This is a genomic window from Clostridium sp. UBA2485 (assembly GCF_002341865.1).
Classification (GTDB): Bacteria; Bacillota; Clostridia; order Clostridiales; family Clostridiaceae; genus Clostridium_J.
This window is the reverse complement of sequence record NZ_DDOV01000020.1, coordinates 1-20781: the sequence shown is the minus strand read 5'-3', so window position 1 is coordinate 20781 and position 20781 is coordinate 1. Positions and strand designations below refer to the sequence as shown.

Genomic DNA, 20781 nt, shown 5'->3' with positions numbered 1-20781 from the left:
TTATTTTTTGAATATGCCTTAAACAAAAAGAAAATCCAAAGATAGTGTATTATCTATGGATTATAGTGATAAAGTATAACTAAGAATATAATCTAGAAACTATTAGGTATTTTTAAATATGATTACGATTATTTTAAAGCTTCTCCAATAACCTGTCCCAAATATTTCATGCTAGTTTTTGCTTCACTTAATGTGTTTGTACTAGCACCTACCTCAATTAAAACCGCATTGTCACTTAAATCCTGACTATAATAAGTTATTCCTGTAGTATAAGTATCAAATATAGGTCTTCCTCTTAATAAGTCTGGAAATGACTTGCTTGCAATGTTAACTATGCTATTCATTTTTACTAATTGATTTTTATATCTAGGATTAGCAGTAGCAGGTACAAACATTATTTTTGCTACTGGTTCCCCATTTACATTTCCGGTGACAGACTCTTTTCTAGGCCCAGAATCCCTATGCATGTCTATAATTAAATCGAAATCTTTATATTGATTTAAATATCTTTTTAAAGTTTCACGAGATTTATAATATGAATCATCATAAACAGTATCATGAAAAGTCTTGTCATGTATAACTGCAAACCCACGTTTTTCTAATTCCGCTGTCAATGCATCTCCTACTGCTACTATGTTGTTACTAGGGTCTTTCTTAGAAGCTTCTCCTGGTGAATAAGCTTCGCAAGTATGAGTATGATAAATCAATATCCTCTTATTGGCATTTTTCATTTTATCTTCTTCACTAACATTTTTGATATCTTTTTTATTGATATCATTTTCCTTTAAGTTAAAAGAATCTATATTAAAATCTTCAATGAAAGCATCCTTGCTCTCATCTACTGTATTCTCGCTGAAATTTTTATTCTTATTTTTATTTAAAAAACCAAATTCATCTTTAATTATTTGTAGAATATTAAAAGCAGATATACCCTTGTCCTCTTCCCTTACTAAATTGTTTGAAGAAGCACCAAAGGAGGATATACTACTATTTATTACCTTAAAATAAAGGCTAGTCCTAAAACTACTTTGATGATTATAATTGTGTATTAAAAAATTCTTTTCAAATAAAATCACCAATAATATTATAATTAAAAATGTTATTCCAATCTTTGAATATTTAGTTAGGGAATTATTTTTATTATTTATTTTATACTTATTATTATTTATTTTATACTTATTATTATATCTACCATAACTTTGCCTTTTGTAATTCATTTTACCCCTCCTGTATACCTAAGAATAAGATTTATAACAATTGAAAATTGATAATGGACAATTATAAATATTTTCATTTATAAAAATAATTATTAAATCAACTAAATCTTAAATAAAAAAATATGTACTTAATTAAAAAATATTTAAAAATCTTTATTAGGTTTTAGAAATTATTTTAATTGTCCTCTTTCAATAATCAATTGTTTAAATCACATTATTTATTAATAAATATATTTGATATATATGAGGGGATTTTATTATTTATAACTAATTCAAGTATTTATTAATATCATCTAAGGTTAATGCTGGCTGAAGTGCTATGTTTATCCCATTAGCAATTATTTTAGATACAGAATCAATTATCATGTCTATATCCTTAGGCGTAACTACTAATGTTGCCATTTTTACTCCTAAAGTTTCTCTTATTAAATTTTGTTTTTCATTTCTATCTAAAGACTGTAAAAGCTTATAGAATTCTCCACCAGAAGCTGCTTCATCTGTTAAATCATCTATAACTAAATCTATAGTATCATTTGCCAGTGTAGCTGCATCTACAACTGTAGGTACTCCTATAGCAATAACTGGTACACCCAGTGTACTTTCGCTTAATTCCATTCTTTTATTCCCTATTCCAGCACCTGGTGATATTCCTGTATCACCAATTTGAATAGTTCTATTTACTCTTTGAGTTTTTCTAGAGGCTAATGCATCAATACATATGACTATATTAGGTTTGATCTTATCCACTATGCCTCTTACAATCTCACTTGTTTCTATACCAGTAATACCTAGTACTCCTGGAGCAACTGCACAGACTGGTCTAACACCTTCATCGATACTGTTAGGTACATACTCTTTTAAATGTCTTGTTACCATAAGCTTAGATACAACTTTAGGTCCTAGTGCATCGGGAGTAATATTCCAATTACCAAGTCCTACTACTAGTGCAGTCATACTCTCATCCAATTTAATTATTTTGCTTAATTCTTTTGCTAATGTTTTACTTACATCATCTTTTGCCTCACCATCATAATGGACAAAATCTGCAAACTCTAAAGTGATATAATTTCCTTTAGGCTTACCTATTATTCTCTCACCTTCATCAGTTAATACTTTTACATGAGAAACCATTACCTGTTTATCAATATAATCAATTACTTCTACTCCATCTATATCGCTTTTATTCTTTTCCTTATAATATTCTCTAGCCTCTAATGCTAAATCCGTTCTTATGTTATTCATAATCTCTCTCCTTTTTTACTTTTAATTAAAAATCAAAGATAACTTTTAATCTAAATATTAAAACAATAAAGTGCTTTAGAAAAAAACTAGTTTGTTTCTAAAATATATTTTTTCCAAATAAATTTTTACTATTCTTTTGGAAAAATTTTAACTAACTATGTATTTTTACTCCCATTACTGTTATAATACATAAAGGGAAGTTATTACAAAAATTATTAGAGTTATTAGATTTTATTCTTAAAAGATAAATTCTACTTGAAGTGATTTTGAAATAATGATATAATAGCATTTGTTAAATATAGGACTCATACGCAGACTTCCCCAAAGCTGCTGAGACGTGATAAAAATACAAGGGGGTGAAACACACATGGCAAACATTAAGTCAGCACAAAAAAGAATTAAAGTTACAAAAACTAAAACTCTTAAAAATACAATGATAAAATCTGCACTTAAAACTAAAATAAAGAAGTTTGAAGTTGCAGTTGCTAACAAAAATGTAGAAGAAGCTAAGGCTAACTACAACGTAGTTGTTAAAGCTTTAGATATGGCTGCTTCAAAAGGAATAATACATAAAAATAAAGCAGCTAGAAAGAAATCTAGACTAGCTACAAAGTTAACTAGCTTATCAGCTTAATAAATAAACCGTGATAAAATCACGGTTTTTTATTTTAATAAAATTACAGGTATTCATTTATAATGTATTATTATATGGATACAATGCAAAAACTTAAAATATATTCTGGAAAATAAATTTTCTATAAAAATAACTTAACCTCTTAAAAATTAGTATTAATAATTAAGAATAAAGAATTGGGGATGAAATTCACACTTAGTAAATCTCTAAAATAAAGTTTCTTCTAAAAAACTCCGAAGACTTTTATGCCGGAGTTTTAACTATAATTCGTATCTTTCATTCTTAATTTTTAATTCATAAATAAGAATTTTTGTTATGGAAATTAAAATCACGTATAAATTATATTTTAATTAAGAAACCCTATAATACATATTCTATATCATTGAATTTAACATAAAAAGTTCTAAATGTATTTTATTATCACTAGTTGAACTCTTAATTAACTTTTCTGTTTCAACACAAAGTTTCAAATTTCTTTTTAAGGCCTGCACAGAAAACTTTTTACTTTGTTTAACCATTTTTTCTGCAATGTAGGGATGTAATCTATGTTGTTTTGAAAGTTCATCTACTTTTATACCACTATCACTGCCTAATCTTAATGCTAACAGTAATTTAAACTGTCTTTGTATCATATGTAAAATAACAGGAATTTTTTCCCCTTTATATATTAATTCATTGACTATATCCATAGACTTTTTAATATTTTTTTGAGATAAACAATCTACAAGATTAAAGATATCATTTTCATTTTTAGGTGGCATTAAAGCTAATATGTCCTCTTTAGTTATTTTTCTATCTTCAGTATAACAACATAATTTTTCTACTTCATTGGTTATTATATTCATATTATTTTCCACAAGACTACAAAAAAAACTTAATTCAGATCTATCTATCTTCTTGCCCCTATCTTCAAAAATAGTTTTAATTTTATAGTATAAATTATCCCCTTTTAATTTATCAATTTTTACTACTGTAGCCTTTTTTTCTAACTTTTTAACTTTATTACTTACCTTTTCTCTATCACTTTCAAAGACATAATACATGATTAAAGTTGAATAATTAGGAAGGTTTTCTAGGTATTTTGATAAATTATTAAAATCTACTTTTTTCCCATCAGATGAGTTTTTATAACTGTCCTCTAAAAATATAGATCTATAAATTTCTATAACTTTCTTTTCACTCATAAAAGGCATAGTTTCACAACAATTAATTATAGTATCATTATCTACTTTTTGCCCATCTAATCTCATAAAATTTAAATCTCTAAAATTTTCATCTATACTTTTAGATACTATAGTGTTTATAGATGTCTTTATTAAATTTTCATCACTTCCACAAAAAATATAGCAGTTGTCAATTTTACCTTTTTTAATCTTTTCTTCAAATTCTACTAAACTAAGCAAAGTTTACTCTCTCCTTTTTAACAATAACTTATACAATTTTAAGATTACAATCAATTGTCATTATCAGTAAAATTTATAAGGTTAGTATGACATAAAATAAGCTAATATACTAACTAATTTTTAAAAGATACTTAAACTATTTATAGTAAATTATTAACTGTATAAGTTTCTAATAATGGTATTCAAATATGTTATCTTTGATAATCTTATACCTTTTATATACCACACCATTAAAACCATATTCATCCTCTTCAATAAACTTTATTTTACCATAACTGCCTTGATTTTGTTTGTTTTTATTAGTTGTAAATAATATTTTATTGTTTTTAGAGTAAATTATCAAATCTAAATCTCCTCTATTAGGAGTTGCAATTATTTTATAATCATTTTTTAAATTAATAATAGTTTCATTATTAATTTCATCATATATATCATCTACACTAATGGACGATTTAATTTTTGATAACTTCACTATTTTATTGCTAAGTAAAACACTTTTATTTTTATATTTAACATTTATTATATTGTGATTTTTTTCTTTTATATAACTAATTTCAGGATAAAAAGAATAATTACTAACAAGAGTTATTAAGAAGAATATTATAGGAACGTATAATGAGTTTTTATATCCTTTCTTATATAATATATAGGAATAATATAGTGTAATTACAACTAGAGCTTGTATATAAGTAATTTTTGCAACATCTAACATGTTCTTTACAAAAACTCCCTCAGCTGTATTTATTATAAATAATAATGACGTTAATACATAATTAATCAATTTAAATACAAATTTAACGTTTAATAGCAATAAAGATATATTTCCTAATATAATAAGTATACTATAGAAAGGTATTAATATTAAGTTACTAATAATACCGTTAAAACCTATAGTATTCGTATTTAAAGCTAAATAAGGTAACGTAAATACAAGTGCTGACAAGGTCATAGATATCGAATCTTTGATAACATTTGGTAAAATTTTTAGTTTATCTCTTATGTGTCCATAGGTGGTTGTTATTCCTATCACTGATAGAAAAGACAACATAAATCCCATATCTAAAATATAATATGGCTTTATTAATAGAAGTATTATTGCTGCAAAAGATATACTAGATAAAGTATCATAGTTTCTTTTTATTATTCTAGACATTACCAAAATAGAAATCATGATAAAAGCTCTTACTGTTGAAGCATTCATCCCCGTTATTATTACATAAATAAAAGTTATTATAAGTGCTATTTTATAACCAAAAATTTTCTGAAGTACTCCATATATAGCTGCAATATGAAATCCAGAAACGCTAATAATATGAGATATACCTAATATACTCATATTATTTTTTTTACTATAAGAAAGATAATCCTTATCTCCTAAACAAAGTGCCATTATTAAAGAAGAATTCTCTTCTCCTTGATAAATCAACAGTTTTTTAAATATTCTCCTTTTATATTCCTCTATTTTAGATATAATATCTTTCTTAATTTTAAAAGATTGAACACTATAAGTTCCTATTATACCTTTATCATATATAGGCTTTTTCATATAAGTTCCCTTACATACTAATATATCTCCCTTATTAACACCTTTTAAATTCCCTTTTACAAATATTTTTCTATTATGTATGCTAGCTATAGTTTCATAATTGTTTACTACAGTAACTCTTAAAGTTTCATTCTGTCCTAAAGTAAAATTAAAATATATAAAATAACTAACTATACCAGTTATTAAGAAACTGCATATTAAAATAAAATATCTTCTATTTACAGTTTTATAGATGATTATTAAAAATAATCCAATTAATATAAAAGATAAATATATTGAATTTAATAATAAATAACATATGAAAGCACCTAAAAATAAAGCAACGCTATAATAAACTAATGGTCTATCCATAATCTCCCTCTTCGATAAATTATTTATTTCAAGCTTTGACCAATATATAATAGCTTATACACTTTTCAGTTCATAATGAATATTTCATAATTAAATAACTACTTAAAAAGTCACTGATATTTAATATTATGCAAGTTATAAAGAGTTTTAAAAACGTAATATTATGCAAAATAGATTTACATATTAACTAATTATTTTTTTAAATGTTCGTAATTATAAATTGAACCATTTGAAAAAAGTTTTATATTTTAATATTCATATTAAAATTAAAAGGAATACTAATAAATTATATTAGTATTCCTTAATATATTTAGAAATTTTTAACTTTAAATAATTCTACTAATTTTTTCATACTATTGGTCATATTAGAAAGTTCCTGAGCTAAAGCTGATACTTCTTGAGTAGATGCACTTACCTCTTCTGAAGTTGCGGCAATTTCCTCAGATGAAGCTGATACTTCTTCCGCTACTGATGAAGTTGCTTCTACCTTCTCTATTATGTCATTTTTCCTATTATTTATATCAGTTGCTATCTTAGTTGCTTCCTCAATTTTAGGATTTATATCATTTACAGCCTTTGTTATTTCTCCAAAGGATTCTATTGCTGTTGTTATGCTACTTTTTTGAGTCAATAATTGATTATTTACCATATCAGTGGTTTCAACCATTTTTTCTGTATCTTGAGATATAGTACTTATTAGCTTAACTATATTTTCTGTTGAGTGTTTGCTTTGCTCCGCTAGTTTTCTTATTTCGTCTGCTACTACTGAGAAGCCTCTACCTGCTTCTCCTGCTCTAGCCGCTTCTATGGCTGCATTAAGTGCTAATAAGTTTGTTTGATCTGATATTCCCTTTATTAAGGTAGTTATTTCGTTTATTTTATTTATATTTCCTTCTACATTTTGTATTTTTTCTACTAATTCGCTAAATGAATCTGTTACAGTATCTACTGAATTTATAACACTACTCATATCTTTATTACTATCATTAGCTTTTATGTGAATTTCTGAAGTTCCATTTTCAATAACCTTTACAGATTCTAATACATTATCAAGTTGAATATTAAAATCATTTAATATTGAAACTATATATACTAAATCTCCTGATTGAGTTTCCATACCTTTAGCTACATCTTGTACTGAAATTGCTACATTATCAATAGAACTGGACATCTCTGTTGATAGACTTGATAAACTTTCTGCATTTTCATCAATTGTATAAGCATTATTTTGTACAGTACTTATAGCCTCACTCATAGATACTTGCATTCTCTCAATAGCTTTTCCTATATTAGTGAATTCATCACCACTATTTAACAATTTTTTTGATACTTCTTCTGTAAAATCTCCTGATGCTAATACTTCTAGATGGCTTACAGTAGTAGATACAGACTTTTTAATTGATTTTGTTAATAATAGTACAAACATTAAACTTATTAGTACTGCTACTATCGAAATTATTGCTATCATGTTTTCAGCTTTATATGTACCTGCTAATACTTCCTCCGCATCAATAAATATACCTACTGACCAACCTGTAGTTGTGATAGGAGCATAAGCTATATACTGTTCTTTTCCGCCATTAGTACATGATTCAGCATTTTTTTGTCCACTAATCATTTTCTTACAAATTTCAGCCATTCCTTTTAGCTCTTCGTTCTCTTTTGACATCTCTATTAAATTATCTCTTCTTTTTACTACTTCCGGATTATAATGTGCAGTAATTGTTCCACTTTTATCAAGCATGAAAGATTTTCCTGTTTCACCAAAAGTGACTTTAGATATCATCTCATTAATTTTCTTTAAATCTCTTGTTGCAGATAAAATTCCTTTAACACGCCCATTATTGTCTTTAATAGGTACTGAGTAAACTATTACTGTTTCTCCACTTATTTTATCTTCAAAAGGTTCACTTACTGCAATCCCCCCTGATAAAGATTTTTTGAAATACTCGCGATCTGAAACATCTTCGCTAGCTCCATCAGTATAGTGAGCCTTTCCATTAGGCTCAATAATTCCCATTCTAAGATGACCTGTTCTTTCTTCCTCCGATTTAATATAACTAAGGTTTTCTTCTATAGTTATATTCGGATCTGTTAACTCTTCCCAAATTGATATTGATTCTAATGAGCCTATAGTTCCTTTTATATAGTTATCTATAGAATTAGAAGCATTTGTTGCAACTTCTGGTAAAGTTAAGTTTAGAATATTAAGTGCGGATTCTTCCGACAATCTTACTGATTGTGTTCCTAATACACCACTAACTAAAAAAATTAGTATTCCAAAATAAAAAGCAAGTTTTGTAGCTATACTCTTAAACTTTAGTTTAATTTTTATTTTTTTCTTCATTAATATATCCTCCCATAGCTTTAAATAGCAAACTACCGATATAAATTATGTTCGTCTATAAACTGTTATACTTTATACCTTTTTGTTAACCTTTGCAGCTTTATAGAAAGTTTTTAAGAAGATATATATTAAAATAATATTAAAGCTATTTTTTTCTAATTAAGATTAAAATTAATTTATTTTATTTATATATTTTAAAAATTTTTCCCAAAATGTTACATTTGCATTGTTAACTATATTTATAATCATTTTAATAAATTTTATATATAAAAAAGGTAATGTATAAATACATTACCTTTAGCTTTTATCATCTTGTTCTTTCTTTTTTATAGTGCTTTGCTTAAATAATTGGTTTGTATACACTGTAGTACCTGTAACTAAAACTCCTTGTATAATTGCTTCCATGTTAAATCCTAAAAGACCTATAGAACTTCCTATACCTACGATTAAAAGTATCCAAGGAATGCTCCAATCTTGAATTTTAGAGGTATTTTTAAGCATCATTCCTATTATATAAAGTACTGGTATTAATATAAGTGCTTTCTCTGTAATAAAGCTCATTATATCCATAATTACCTCCATTCATAATCAATATATAAATTTAAAAATAATATAAAATTTATATTAATCACTTTATACTATAAATTAGAATATCATTTTAATTTATAACTTAATAAATTATATGCTGAAATTTTATGAATAGAGATATTTTATAAAGTTTTATTTAATTTTTTAAATATGTCTACAGTACTTATTATTCCTACTATCTAACAATAGCTTTATTTTATGATAAAAAATTTAATAATAATTAAAGACCACACACTAGTTTAAGTGTGTGGCTTGAAATAATGGAATTTTAATATTATATATTTAATTCAATTTACTTCTTCAAATTAAGCAACGCTAAATACATCAACATATTTTATTGCATTTTTATAGAGTATAATTTGTGTTCCATTTGATCTTTCACAAACAAAATTATCAGTAGTACCAGTTGTTAACCACGTATACATGTCATTATAATTTGTAATGGTTGTATTATTTAGCCATATACTCGTTCCATCTAAAAAAAGAATACTTAAACTCAATTCCATAATTTTTTCATCCCCCTATTTTTACATATTTTAGAAATTTTATATATTTAAATTGAATTACACTTATATTATATGATGAAATTATCATTTAAGTTCCACTATAAAAATACATTCAATGTTATTGTAAATTTCAAACTAATGAACTAGCTAAAGGAATAAATTCGTTAGTTAATTCATAGTAATTCTATGCATAAAAAAAGAGCCAATATTAACTATTAATTTATTTTTAATCTCGTATGATATAGTGTATAAAGAAAAAGAAGATATATTTATGAAAAAATTTTTAAAAAGGCTATCTATTTCATTACTAACTTTAACTTTATTTTTTACTATAGGGCTTACTATCATAGCTAATGCTAAGCCAACATGTGATTGTTTCAATCCACGTATCCATACTGTAAAAACTGGTGATTGCACACTATATCATATTGTAGCAATTGTGGTTGATGGGATGGCTGGGTAGCTCCTGGTTGTAACAACTAACTACTCTAGGAAAAGGCATCTAAAGTATATGATGTCTTTCCTATTATAATTAATCAGATTTTATAAAAAAATTATAAAATTGATTCTAAAATAAGTAGCCGAATTTAAGGCATAGTACTGTAAAATTTCTGCCGTCAATCTGTCATCAATTTTAAAAAATAAAAAAAAGCTAAGTAATCAGAAAAAAATTACTTAACTCTTTCTTTTATAAAATCAGACTTACTTTAATCTAAGCTATTCCTAATACATATGTATCAGCTACATATCCTTCTTGACCACTTTCAGTTCTTATTCTATCCCATTTATGTCCATTAATTTTTTTCTTTCCAAATTCTAAAATAGTTACTCTTTGCCTGTTCTTATGAGTTGTTATCACTCTAGATGAAGTACCTGGAGCTGTTCTAAGCCTTACTCCTGTTCCATTTATCATACCATCATATCTTTTTATTACTACCATATTTAAATTGATATCTTTAGGCATATTATTATTTTCTAAAGTATCAGCTTTTACTGGTAAAGCTGAACTTACGTTAAGTATAGTTACCAACCCAATAGTACTTAGTAAAATTCTTTTTTCATATAAGCCCCTCCATACAATAGATTATTTCTTTAATAATATACATTCGCTATATTATGTTAAATTTCTCCATTTATATATTAATTATGAAATTTTGTAATGTAAATCCACATAAATTTACAAAATCTATTTATAATTCTGATTCATAGCTATTATTGCTCATATTTTTGCATGGTTTTAAATCTTTAAATTCACTTAAATCCTAGCAATTATTGAAAATTTTATTTTATCATGCTTATTGTAGTAAAACATGTATTAAACTCCAGCATCATCAATCACCCATGGTGAATTACTGTTTTCTCTAATAATCCAATACCACTCCTCATATGTTCCACTATCTCGTGCTGTAATTGTGCCTTCTTTATACTTTACATCATATTTTACCTTATAAACCTTTAAATTTTCTTTAGAAATTCCTTTTCCTTCTCCTTGTCCGTTTTTCAAATAGCCTTCTTTAAATTTAGTATCCATTTCTTCATCAATACTTATAATATTGATATACTCAATCTTATCAAAATTAATTTTACCTTGATTTTTCTTTTCATCTTCTGATAAAGTTTTCAAATGTTCATCAACATTTTTTTCATTCATAGAAGTGAAATAGTTCTCTACTACACTTTGTGGATTTTCTATTTGTGATGTATTTTGTTTAGAACATGCGGTAACTGAAAAAATAATTGTAATTAAAATAATTAAAACTACATTTTTATTCTTATTCATATCCCCTCTAATTTATCAAATAAAATCACATATTTGAGATTTTAAAATTTGAATTCACTTTTTATTATACAAATTTTCCCTATTCTATATTATACAATATATTTAAATATCTTTTTAGCTTATATTTAATTCAAAATAATCTAAATAAAAAAGCACCTAGTTATCTAGATGCTTTTCTAAAATTCACTCTTTGTTTAATAGCTGTAACCACATTTGTAATCCCTCTGTAGTTAACGCCTTCATCCGTTAATTGTATATTAAACTGATTGACAATTTATTGCTTCAAACTATCTAATTTAATAATATAAAAATGATACACTATTTTTATTTTTTCTATCCAATCAGTATTATTTCATTTGCTAAATTATATCCATCTTCTATAATTTTAATACTAATTCATATATATTTAAATGAATTATGTTTTAATCTGATTTAAAAGTTCCCTTTTCGATACTATTAGAAAAGAAACAAATTGAAATAACTTTAAAAAATTGTATAGAAATAATTAGATCACAAAGAAAATAACATAGGAATTAATCTTAGGTTTTAATTAGCCTTATTATTAATCCTATAATTAATCCTTTAGCGTAGGACTAATAAAATGTCTTCAAAGCCTTCAGACAATTATTGTTCTATTAAAATTATTGCTACCGATAATATATACTATATTACCTTTTTTAATCCTTCTAAGCTGTAGCTTATTATTTCTATATCTTATATTCTACTTTTTCTCTCTTTCTTTTTCTTATTGATTTTTTATCCATTATAAGAATAATAAGAAATGTACCATATGCCTTTTTCACCTTATCGCTATAGAGCTTAGTTATTATTTGATATTATAGCAAACATCTGATGGTCTTCCCATTGGCCATTAATCTTTACACCCTTTTGTTCTATACCTTCTCTATGAAAACCTGCCTTTTCTAATACTCGCATTGAACCTATATTGCTTAACATTACACCTGCATCAACACGATGTAGTTTTAATTCATTAAACGCAAATTCTACTGCTAAAGAGACTGCTTTCGTGGTATATCCTCTACCATTATACTGTTTGTCCAATGAATAACCAATTAAACATCTCTGAAGTGAGCCTCGAAATATATGATACAAGGATACATTACCAATCAATTTCCCGTTATCTTTTAAGTATATACCAAAAGAATATGCTTTATCTTCTTCTCTTTGCTTTATAGAATTGCTAATATATTTACGTTTTGCATCAAGTGTGTAAAAGTCATCGTCAAAAGTCGGCGAATATTTCTGAAATAACTCACCATTTCTTAAATGCAAATCCAGTAAAGATTCTGCATCTGCCTCTTCAAAAAAGCGAATAAAAATTTTGTTACCCGTAAGAACCATATTAATTTTACCTCCTATATATAAATCAATATAATATAAATCAATATAAATTTTTTGTTGCGTAATACTTAACTTCCATGACTTCAACTTTTAAAGAAAAGGATTAATAAAAAACTACATTCTTAAATGATCAAAAAATTACGATTTTAATATTGACATTTATATTAGCGCCATTATGTGATCTAAATACGTCCTATGTTAAGGTTAAACGAGAAGCAATTGGAAAGAATAAAGGTCTTAGAAAATAATCTAAATACGTCCTATGTTAAGGTTAAACNNAATCTTTATTTTATTTATTCTACGGCTATTTAATTTTTCCTTTTATAAAACAAGTCACCCCATAGAGTAAGCTTATTCTTTCTCCATAGTTTAAAACACCTAATGTGTACTGCAAAACAAAAACTATTTGCTCTTTATTTGGTCCTTAAACTTTACAATAGACCTCAATCTCATTTCCCTCACTATCTTTAAATTCTAAAACCCAGTTATTATTGATTTTAGTCAAAGGAAAATTTATTTCAGCATTAAGCTCTAATAATTTTTCAGTTAATTTATTTATATTATTCACCTCAAAGCTTGGTAAACAATTATCTCCCCAAGTAACTTTTTCACTTACTTTTCTATTATTAAATAAGCAAAACCTAAATCCTTTTATGTCAAAAATGCTAAAGACTTCATCTTTTATATCTACTTGCTTTTCAAAGAATTTTTCATAAAAATTAATAGCTCTTTCCATGTTTTTAACACAAATATATAGAGAATTTAATTTTATTTCAAAGTTCATTTTAGCACCTCTCTTATAACATATATAGATTATTATATAGCTTGTTATAAGACATCAGTATGTCATATTAGTTATATTTTAAAAGTAAAATAAAAAAGCCTTGCAAGATTTTTATCTAAAATCTCGCAAGGCTAGTATTATCAACTGGCGGGAATATGTGGGAATCGAACCCACCCGTCGTGGTCTTAGCACGGCAACACGGTTTTGAAGACCGGCAGGCACACCAGCACCTATCTACTCCCTTGTATTATCTTTTAAATTTGGACACATATGAAATTGTAACACATATATTTTCACATTTCAACAATTTTCTGATTTTAATATAGTATTTTCTATTATAATTTTAAATAGACTATATTTAAAATTAATATAGTAACCTATCGTTCTCTACTCGTTTTGTAAACTTTATACTATCTAAATGCTCAAGTATAGCTACAGCATATTTTCTGTTTGTTTCTAAAAGTTCTCTTGAAGTGGAAGCATTTATTGATCCATTCTTTTCTATATATTCCTTAATCATAATCTTAGCCTTCTCATAATTATCCTTTGTCAATATACATTCTTCATTAAGCTTTACTAAAATCTCTTGATCTAATAATGATTCATATACCATTTTAAAAGCACTTTTATCTTTTTCTTCATTAGCTAAATCATTATATTTAGGACAATTATATTTATACTTTTCATATTCTGAAATAATATGTTTTCTCATTCTCTCATGTTCTTTATTATACTTAATATGAAAATCATATAAGGAAATAAACTTTGAACTTACTTTTATTATTTTTCTTTCTTCTAAAAGTTGTAATATTTCATCGTAGTTCTTTTGTTTTAATGATTTTCCAAATATCTTATTTTTTATCTCTTCTTTAGACATTCCAAATTTTAATGGATTTTCCTTATGATATTCTATCAATAACCTTTCAAATTCAATTATTTTGTCTTTTAAGAACTCTTTATGAATATATATATTACTTTCTGAAGAAATTAATTTTATTACTAATCCTTCTTTTATAAGAGCTTCTAGTTTTTCATCTATATTTTCTAAATTTTTACCTAAACCTTTAATAATAGCTATCATATCAGGATACTGCTCACTTAAATTATAGACAGCATTTTCTAATATGCTTTCTGTTCTCCCACTTTCCTTCAGTTTTAATTGCTCAAGATATTTTTTATCAAATCTCTTAGCTTTTTTAGCTACTGGCTCAATAATGCTACCACCTGCAATAGTATACATAGGAGAATAATTTCTTATAACATATCTATCATTTCGTTGTGCTGTTATAGGTTTTTCCAATCTTAGCTGTACATAAGCATTTTCACCTGGTTCAATTTCTTCTTTATCTAATATTACAACCCTACATAATACTTCTTCAGTACCGTGATATAATCGTACCCTTTGTCTATTTACTAAAGTTCTATCAGTACTTTTTAAATAATAAAGATTACAATCTATGGTATTAGAAGGCTCCATTATATTTTCTCTTGCAATTACATCTCCTCTTTGAACTTCATTTAATTTGATATTAGCTAAGTTAAGGGCACATCTTTGGCCTGCTTCTCCAAACTCACAGTTTTCACCATGAATTTTAATACCTCTAACTTTAGTAGTTATTTTTGATGGGTATACTTCTATTGTATCTCCTACATTTACTCTACCACTAATTATAGTACCAGTAACAACAGTTCCAAATCCTTTAATAGTAAAGGCTCTATCTATCGGTAACCTAAAGTGTCCTTCTGTATCTTTAGCCTCCACCTCATCTGTCATAATTTCTATATCTTTTATAAGTTCCTCAAAACCCATCTTAGTTTTTGAAGATACTGCATGTATTGGAGCATCTTCAAGAAAAGTTCCACTAAACTCCTCTTTGATGTCTAACTTAATCATATCAATCCATTCTTCGTCTACTAGATCTGCTTTAGTAAGTACTATTATTCCTCTTTTTACATTTAATAATTGAAGTATTTCAAAATGTTCTCTAGTTTGAGGCATTATCCCTTCATCAGCAGCAATAACTAGTAAAACTACATCTATACTACTTATACCTGCTAGCATGTTTTTTACAAACTTTTCATGACCAGGCACATCAATTATTCCAGCTCTTTTTCCTGAAGGTAAATCAAAATATGTAAACCCTAAATTTATTGAAATTCCTCTATCTTTTTCTTCTTTTAGAGTATCTGTTTCTCTTCCTGTTAAAGCTTTAATTAAGGTAGTTTTACCATGATCAATATGACCAGCTGTGCCTATAATAATATGCTTCATAAAACATTCATCCTTTCAATTAGATAATTTCATATACATATGTATTATCTAAAAAGTTAATGCAAAACTCAATTAATATACAGTTTACAATGCATAGCTTGATAAAAATTTAAGCCTAATTCTTTAAAGATATTTTCTTATTTAAAACCCATATTTAAAAATGCTTTTATAATTATATCAAAATCTTTTTCAAATATAGTTCTTACATCCAAAATAAGTTCATCATTGAATATTCTTGTTATTATTGGTGTTTCATTATATCTAAGTTTTTGTTCCATCTCATTAGCTGAAAAGACTTTGCTTTTAACCCTTATAACATAAGTTTCTATCTTTTCTGTAGGCATAGAACCTCCACCTACCATAGAAGCATCTAAAGTTACAGTAAAATCAAAATCCTCAGTATTACTAGAAAGCTTTTTCTTAAGTTTTATAGCCTTTTTCTTCATATCTTCTTTTGAAGCCAAAATCATATTTAGACTTGGAATATTTTCTATAGCTGATTTTTCATCTAAGTAGTACTTAAGAGTACCTTCTAATGCCGCTAAGGTCATTTTATCAATTCTTAATGCACGGGTTAATTGATTTTTTTTCATAAGATTCACATATTTTTTCTTTCCTACTATAATTCCAGCTTGAGGACCACCTAACATCTTGTCTCCACTAAAAGTTATTATATCTACACCTTTTTTTATACTTTCTTGTACTGTAGGTTCATGAGTAAATCCATATTTAGAAAAATCTATTAAAACTCCACTTCCTATATCTTCCACTACTGGAATATTCATATCATTGCCTAACTTTACTAAGCTTTCAAGGTCAACTTCCTCTGTAAATCCATAAATTTTAAAATTAGAAGTATGGACTTTTAACAATAATCCTGTATTTTCATTTATATTATCTTCATAGTCATATAAATGGGTTCTATTTGTAGTACCCACTTCTACAAGTTTAGCTCCACTAAATTTCATAACCTCCGGCACTCTAAAAGAGCCTCCTATTTCTACAAGTTGTCCTCTTGATACTATAGCTTCTTTATCTTTACATAATGTATCCAAAACAAGCATTATTGCTGCAGCATTATTGTTTACCATCATAGCAGCTTCTGCCCCTGTAATTTTAGTTATAAGTTCTTCTATATGACTATATCTTGAACCTCTTTTTCCACTATTTATGTCATACTCTAAATTATTGTAACTACCTGCTACCTCGATAGCATTTTTTATTGCACCATCACTTAAAAGTGAACGGCCTAAATTAGTATGTATAACTGTACCTGTAGCATTTATAACTTTTTTTAAATTAGGCTTTTTCTTGTCATTTAACAGTTTAAAAGCATAATTTAAAATCTCTTCTCTTTCAAAACTATGAATTTTCTCTTCTAATACATATCTTCTATATAAATCTATTGATTCTCTAAGAGAATCAACAACAATTGTTCTTCCTGTAACATTCAGTTCTTTTAATACTAAATCTTCTTTTAAAAGTTCGTCTATTTTAGGCAATTGCCTCAATAACTCTTTATCCATATTATTTCTCCTATACCATAACAAATTTATTCTACAATAATATGCTTCTCCTGTAGACTAATTACTTCTCCTATTATGGCAGATTTTAGTTCCAACTTGTCTAATTTCTCCATAATTCTTATACTTTCTTCTTTAGTAGTAGAAATTAATAGTCCCCCTGAAGTCTGTGGGTCAAATAATAGATCTTCCATCCATAATTCAACATTTTTCAATTCATATTTACCATCTAAATAATTTTTATTATTATAGCTACCTGCTGGAACTAATCCCATCATTGCATATTCTTTAATACCTTCAATTATAGGTAATTTATCTTTATATAATCTAAAAGTCACATTAGATGCACTTGCCATTTCATAACCATGTCCCATTATGCTAAATCCAGTTACATCTGTGCAAGCACTAACATAATGCTCTGTTATGATTTCACCTGCATATCTATTTAAGGTACTCATAACATTAACACCTTCATTATAAGCTTCCTTTGAAGCCATATCTGCTTTTATTGCAGTAGTTAATATTCCTGTTCCTAAAGGCTTAGTTAGTATTAATACCTCACCTTCCTTAGATCCATAATTTTTAAGAACCTTATCTGGATGTACTATTCCCATTACTGAAAGTCCATACTTAGGTTCATCATCAGAAACAGTATGACCTCCTATCACTACGGCTCCGGCCTCTATAACCTTATCTGCTCCACCTTTTAATATTTCCCCTAAAACTTCAATAGGAAGACAGTTAGGGAAACAAACTATGTTTAATGCCACTATAGGCTTTCCTCCCATTGCATAAACATCGCTTAATGAATTAGATGCAGCAATTTGCCCAAAGGTATAAGGATCATCTACAACTGGTGTAAAAAAGTCTAAGGTTTGTATAGTTGCTATATCATCACTTAATTTATAAACTGCCGCATCGTCGCTAGTTTCTATACCTACGATTAAATTATCATCTTTCATCTTAGGTAATTTATTTAATATTTTCGAAAGGGTCTCCGGCCCTATTTTAGCTGCTCATCCTGAGGTTTTTGCGTATTGTGTAAGTTTAACGTCCATATAATATCACCGTTGCCAAAACCTTATAAAACTCTATAAAGCTTGTTTAATTCCCCATTCAACCTATCCCATTTTGTTAAAGACTACTTTGGTTTGATATAATAGTCCAGGGGCTTAACTTCCCATACAACGCATGGTACACCTCAGGCATAATTGTTTAGGTAATTATGCTGAATATCTACTAAGATTTATNNAGATGTATTCCTTATAAGCAAACTCCACCTGAGTCTAAGAATCACTTGATACTTGCATTATAATCTCTATCTATAATACAGCCACAATTCTCACAGATATAACTTCTTTCTGATAATGAAAGTTTAGCTTTTATATTTCCACACCCACTACAAGTCTTTGATGATGGATACCATTTGTCAGCCTCAATAAATTCAATGCCATTAAATTCACATTTATATCTCATTTGTCTTTTAAATTCATATAAGCATTGCTCTGTAATAGCTTTTGATAAATGTTTATTCTTCATCATACCTTTAATATTAAGTGTTTCCATAACTACCTTTGATGGCTTGGTTTTCACTATCTTGTTAGTAGCTTGGTGCAGGTGATTAACTCTTATATTGGCTAATCTCCTATGAAGTAATCTTACTTGCTTTTCAAGTTTTGCAATGTTCTTGGTTTTGGCGTATTCCTTTCCTTTTTTATTTTTTTCATACTTATTCGAACACTGTCTTTGTTTTCTTTTCAAAGTCTTTTTTAACTTTTTAACTGCTTTTGTTTTGTTAATGTTTTTAAAAGTCATCCCATTTGAGCATATAGCTAAATCTTTTATTCCAACATCAATACCTATGCTCTCTTTAGTTAACTCTACCGTTGGATTTTCCTTTTCTAAACCGACTGATATAAACCAGTACTTTCCATCAAAACTTATTCTTGGATTAGTGTATTTACAATTCATAGGTATTGAATTTTTCTTTATATCCATCCAACCTATTTTTTCAATTAATACTGAACTTTCCTTAACTTTAAGTTTTGAAGTATCATTGTAAAATGATGGTTTTGCTTTTCTTCTACTTTTAAATCTTGGTCTATCTGATAGACCTTTAAAGAACTTCTTGTAGGCTTCACAACCATCTTTAACAGCTTGTTTAGCCACATTATTTGATACTTCATTTAGCCAGTTTAAATCATCTTGTTTAAGTATTGTTATTTCTTTTCTCAACTCATTGTCAGATATAAACTTACCACCATGCTTATAATTTTCTTCTTGTCTTGCAAGTGTCCAATTATAAATAAATCTTGAAGTACCTACTGATTGCCATAGCTTTTGTTCTTGCTCTAAAATTGGATATAGCCTAACTTTCTTTCCCAGTATCACCTTTAAGCAACTCCTTAATCATTTTCTTAGCTTTATTGGCTCTTTTACCTTGTAATCTGCAACTAAAAACTGTAACAATTTGAATTAAATCCTCAACTAATTCCTGTTCTTCTGCCTTTTCAGTATTATCTATTATTTCAATAGTAGTCCCATACTTGTTACACAGATTTTCTATAATTTCAAAACCAAATCTTAACAATCTATCTTTATATAGAATTACTATTTTTTCAACTTCTGAATTAGTTATCATATCTATTAGTTGATTTAATCCTTTTTTATTGTAGTTTATCCCACTTCCTATGTCTTGTATAATTTCGAATTGATAACCTTTAGCAATCATATATGTTTTAACATTTTCTATTTGTCTTGCTAAATCATCATTTTGTTTGTGGGAGTTAACTCTACAATATCCAATTACTTTTTTAGTTTTAGTTTCAATGCCTTTGATCCCTAAAAAATGATTAAGTTGCTCTTGTGAATAGTATCTATATCCACTTGGTGAAACATGATGTGGCTTGAATTCACCTTAAACTTTTATAACCTTTTTGCTACTGTTACTCTCCCCCCTAATTTAGTTTGAATCATATTATAAATGCTTCTCTTACATTATTATTCTATAGAAGTTACTTCTAATCCTTTTTAATACACGAAATATTTTAAATATTCTCATATCTAACAAGAATTCATATTAATTATGTTTTTGAACAAAAAAATAAAGGATAAATGTTTAGATAACATTTATCCTTTTAATCTTAATTTACTATTATAAATATAATTGGCTCCGTGAAGAGGATTCGAACCTCCAACCTATCGGTTAACAGCCGAGTGCTCCACC

17 protein-coding genes, 1 tRNA gene and 1 pseudogene are annotated in these 20781 nt (G+C 26.9%); 2 read left to right on the top strand and 17 right to left on the bottom strand.

The features are described 5' to 3' along the window. Window positions 1-128: 128 nt before the first annotated feature. Both B3603_RS02660 and gpr read right to left on the bottom strand, forming a co-directional pair. On the bottom strand, window positions 129-1217 hold the full coding sequence (locus B3603_RS02660) for a stage II sporulation protein P (protein WP_291560374.1): 1089 nt from the start codon (window positions 1215-1217) through the stop codon (window positions 129-131). 267 nt (window positions 1218-1484) lie between these two features. Then, window positions 1485-2459 carry a GPR endopeptidase gene (gene gpr, locus B3603_RS02655; protein ID WP_291560372.1) on the bottom strand — a complete coding sequence of 325 codons (975 nt, stop codon included), beginning with the start codon at window positions 2457-2459 and terminating at the stop codon, window positions 1485-1487. Between the two features lie 367 nt (window positions 2460-2826). Between gpr and rpsT the strand changes: the two genes are divergently transcribed. Beyond that, on the top strand, window positions 2827-3093 hold the full coding sequence (rpsT, locus tag B3603_RS02650; protein ID WP_291560370.1) for a 30S ribosomal protein S20: 267 nt from the start codon (window positions 2827-2829) through the stop codon (window positions 3091-3093). A gap of 374 nt (window positions 3094-3467) precedes the next feature. Here the strand turns inward: rpsT and holA are convergent, their stop codons facing one another. The 5 genes from holA to B3603_RS02625 form a co-directional block, all read right to left on the bottom strand. Beyond that, on the bottom strand, window positions 3468-4496 hold the full coding sequence (holA, locus tag B3603_RS02645) for a DNA polymerase III subunit delta (protein ID WP_291560368.1): 1029 nt from the start codon (window positions 4494-4496) through the stop codon (window positions 3468-3470). Between the two features lie 169 nt (window positions 4497-4665). Continuing rightward, entirely contained in the window at window positions 4666-6393 is a 1728-nt protein-coding gene (locus B3603_RS02640) for a ComEC/Rec2 family competence protein (RefSeq protein ID WP_291560366.1), read from the bottom strand. 310 nt (window positions 6394-6703) lie between these two features. Beyond that, window positions 6704-8740, bottom strand: coding sequence for a methyl-accepting chemotaxis protein (locus B3603_RS02635; RefSeq protein ID WP_291560364.1), 2037 nt, complete (start codon window positions 8738-8740; stop codon window positions 6704-6706). A gap of 297 nt (window positions 8741-9037) precedes the next feature. After that, window positions 9038-9310: a phage holin family protein gene (locus B3603_RS02630; RefSeq protein ID WP_291560363.1), complete on the bottom strand. Its 273-nt coding sequence runs from the start codon at window positions 9308-9310 to the stop codon at window positions 9038-9040. A 323-nt stretch (window positions 9311-9633) separates the two neighbouring features. Continuing rightward, window positions 9634-9834: a hypothetical protein gene (locus B3603_RS02625; protein ID WP_039632079.1), complete on the bottom strand. Its 201-nt coding sequence runs from the start codon at window positions 9832-9834 to the stop codon at window positions 9634-9636. A 244-nt stretch (window positions 9835-10078) separates the two neighbouring features. Between B3603_RS02625 and B3603_RS02620 the strand changes: the two genes are divergently transcribed. Continuing rightward, window positions 10079-10297, top strand: coding sequence for a hypothetical protein (locus B3603_RS02620; protein WP_291560359.1), 219 nt, complete (start codon window positions 10079-10081; stop codon window positions 10295-10297). 249 nt (window positions 10298-10546) lie between these two features. On the opposite strand, the gene B3603_RS02615 is transcribed toward B3603_RS02620, so the two are convergent. The 10 genes and pseudogenes from B3603_RS02615 to B3603_RS02570 all read right to left on the bottom strand — a co-directional run. Beyond that, window positions 10547-10864, bottom strand: coding sequence for an SH3 domain-containing protein (locus B3603_RS02615; protein ID WP_291560357.1), 318 nt, complete (start codon window positions 10862-10864; stop codon window positions 10547-10549). Window positions 10865-11149: 285 nt separating this feature from the next. Then, complete coding sequence (locus tag B3603_RS02610; RefSeq protein WP_291560354.1) at window positions 11150-11614, bottom strand: DUF4829 domain-containing protein; 465 nt, start codon at window positions 11612-11614, stop codon at window positions 11150-11152. Between the two features lie 819 nt (window positions 11615-12433). Next, window positions 12434-12976: a GNAT family N-acetyltransferase gene (locus B3603_RS02605; protein WP_291560352.1), complete on the bottom strand. Its 543-nt coding sequence runs from the start codon at window positions 12974-12976 to the stop codon at window positions 12434-12436. A gap of 424 nt (window positions 12977-13400) precedes the next feature. Further along, window positions 13401-13760, bottom strand: a complete 360-nt coding sequence (locus B3603_RS02600; protein WP_291560350.1) for a VOC family protein — start codon at window positions 13758-13760, stop codon at window positions 13401-13403. A 145-nt stretch (window positions 13761-13905) separates the two neighbouring features. Continuing rightward, window positions 13906-14002: transfer RNA gene (locus tag B3603_RS02595), tRNA-Sec, on the bottom strand. Window positions 14003-14124: 122 nt separating this feature from the next. Further along, on the bottom strand, window positions 14125-16032 hold the full coding sequence (gene selB / locus B3603_RS02590; protein WP_291560348.1) for a selenocysteine-specific translation elongation factor: 1908 nt from the start codon (window positions 16030-16032) through the stop codon (window positions 14125-14127). Between the two features lie 137 nt (window positions 16033-16169). Then, complete coding sequence (selA, locus tag B3603_RS02585) at window positions 16170-17558, bottom strand: L-seryl-tRNA(Sec) selenium transferase (RefSeq protein WP_291560345.1); 1389 nt, start codon at window positions 17556-17558, stop codon at window positions 16170-16172. Window positions 17559-17584: 26 nt separating this feature from the next. Beyond that, window positions 17585-18613 carry a selenide, water dikinase SelD gene (selD, locus tag B3603_RS02580; RefSeq protein WP_291560342.1) on the bottom strand — a complete coding sequence of 343 codons (1029 nt, stop codon included), beginning with the start codon at window positions 18611-18613 and terminating at the stop codon, window positions 17585-17587. A gap of 235 nt (window positions 18614-18848) precedes the next feature. Beyond that, the gene (locus B3603_RS02575; protein WP_291560340.1) at window positions 18849-19946 is read right to left on the bottom strand and encodes an RNA-guided endonuclease InsQ/TnpB family protein; all 1098 of its coding nucleotides are present in this window, start codon (window positions 19944-19946) and stop codon (window positions 18849-18851) included. After that, window positions 19924-20463, bottom strand: a pseudogene (locus B3603_RS02570) (IS607 family transposase); the annotation flags it as partial. The gene B3603_RS02575 and the pseudogene B3603_RS02570, both read right to left, overlap by 23 nt. Window positions 20464-20781 lie beyond the last annotated feature (318 nt).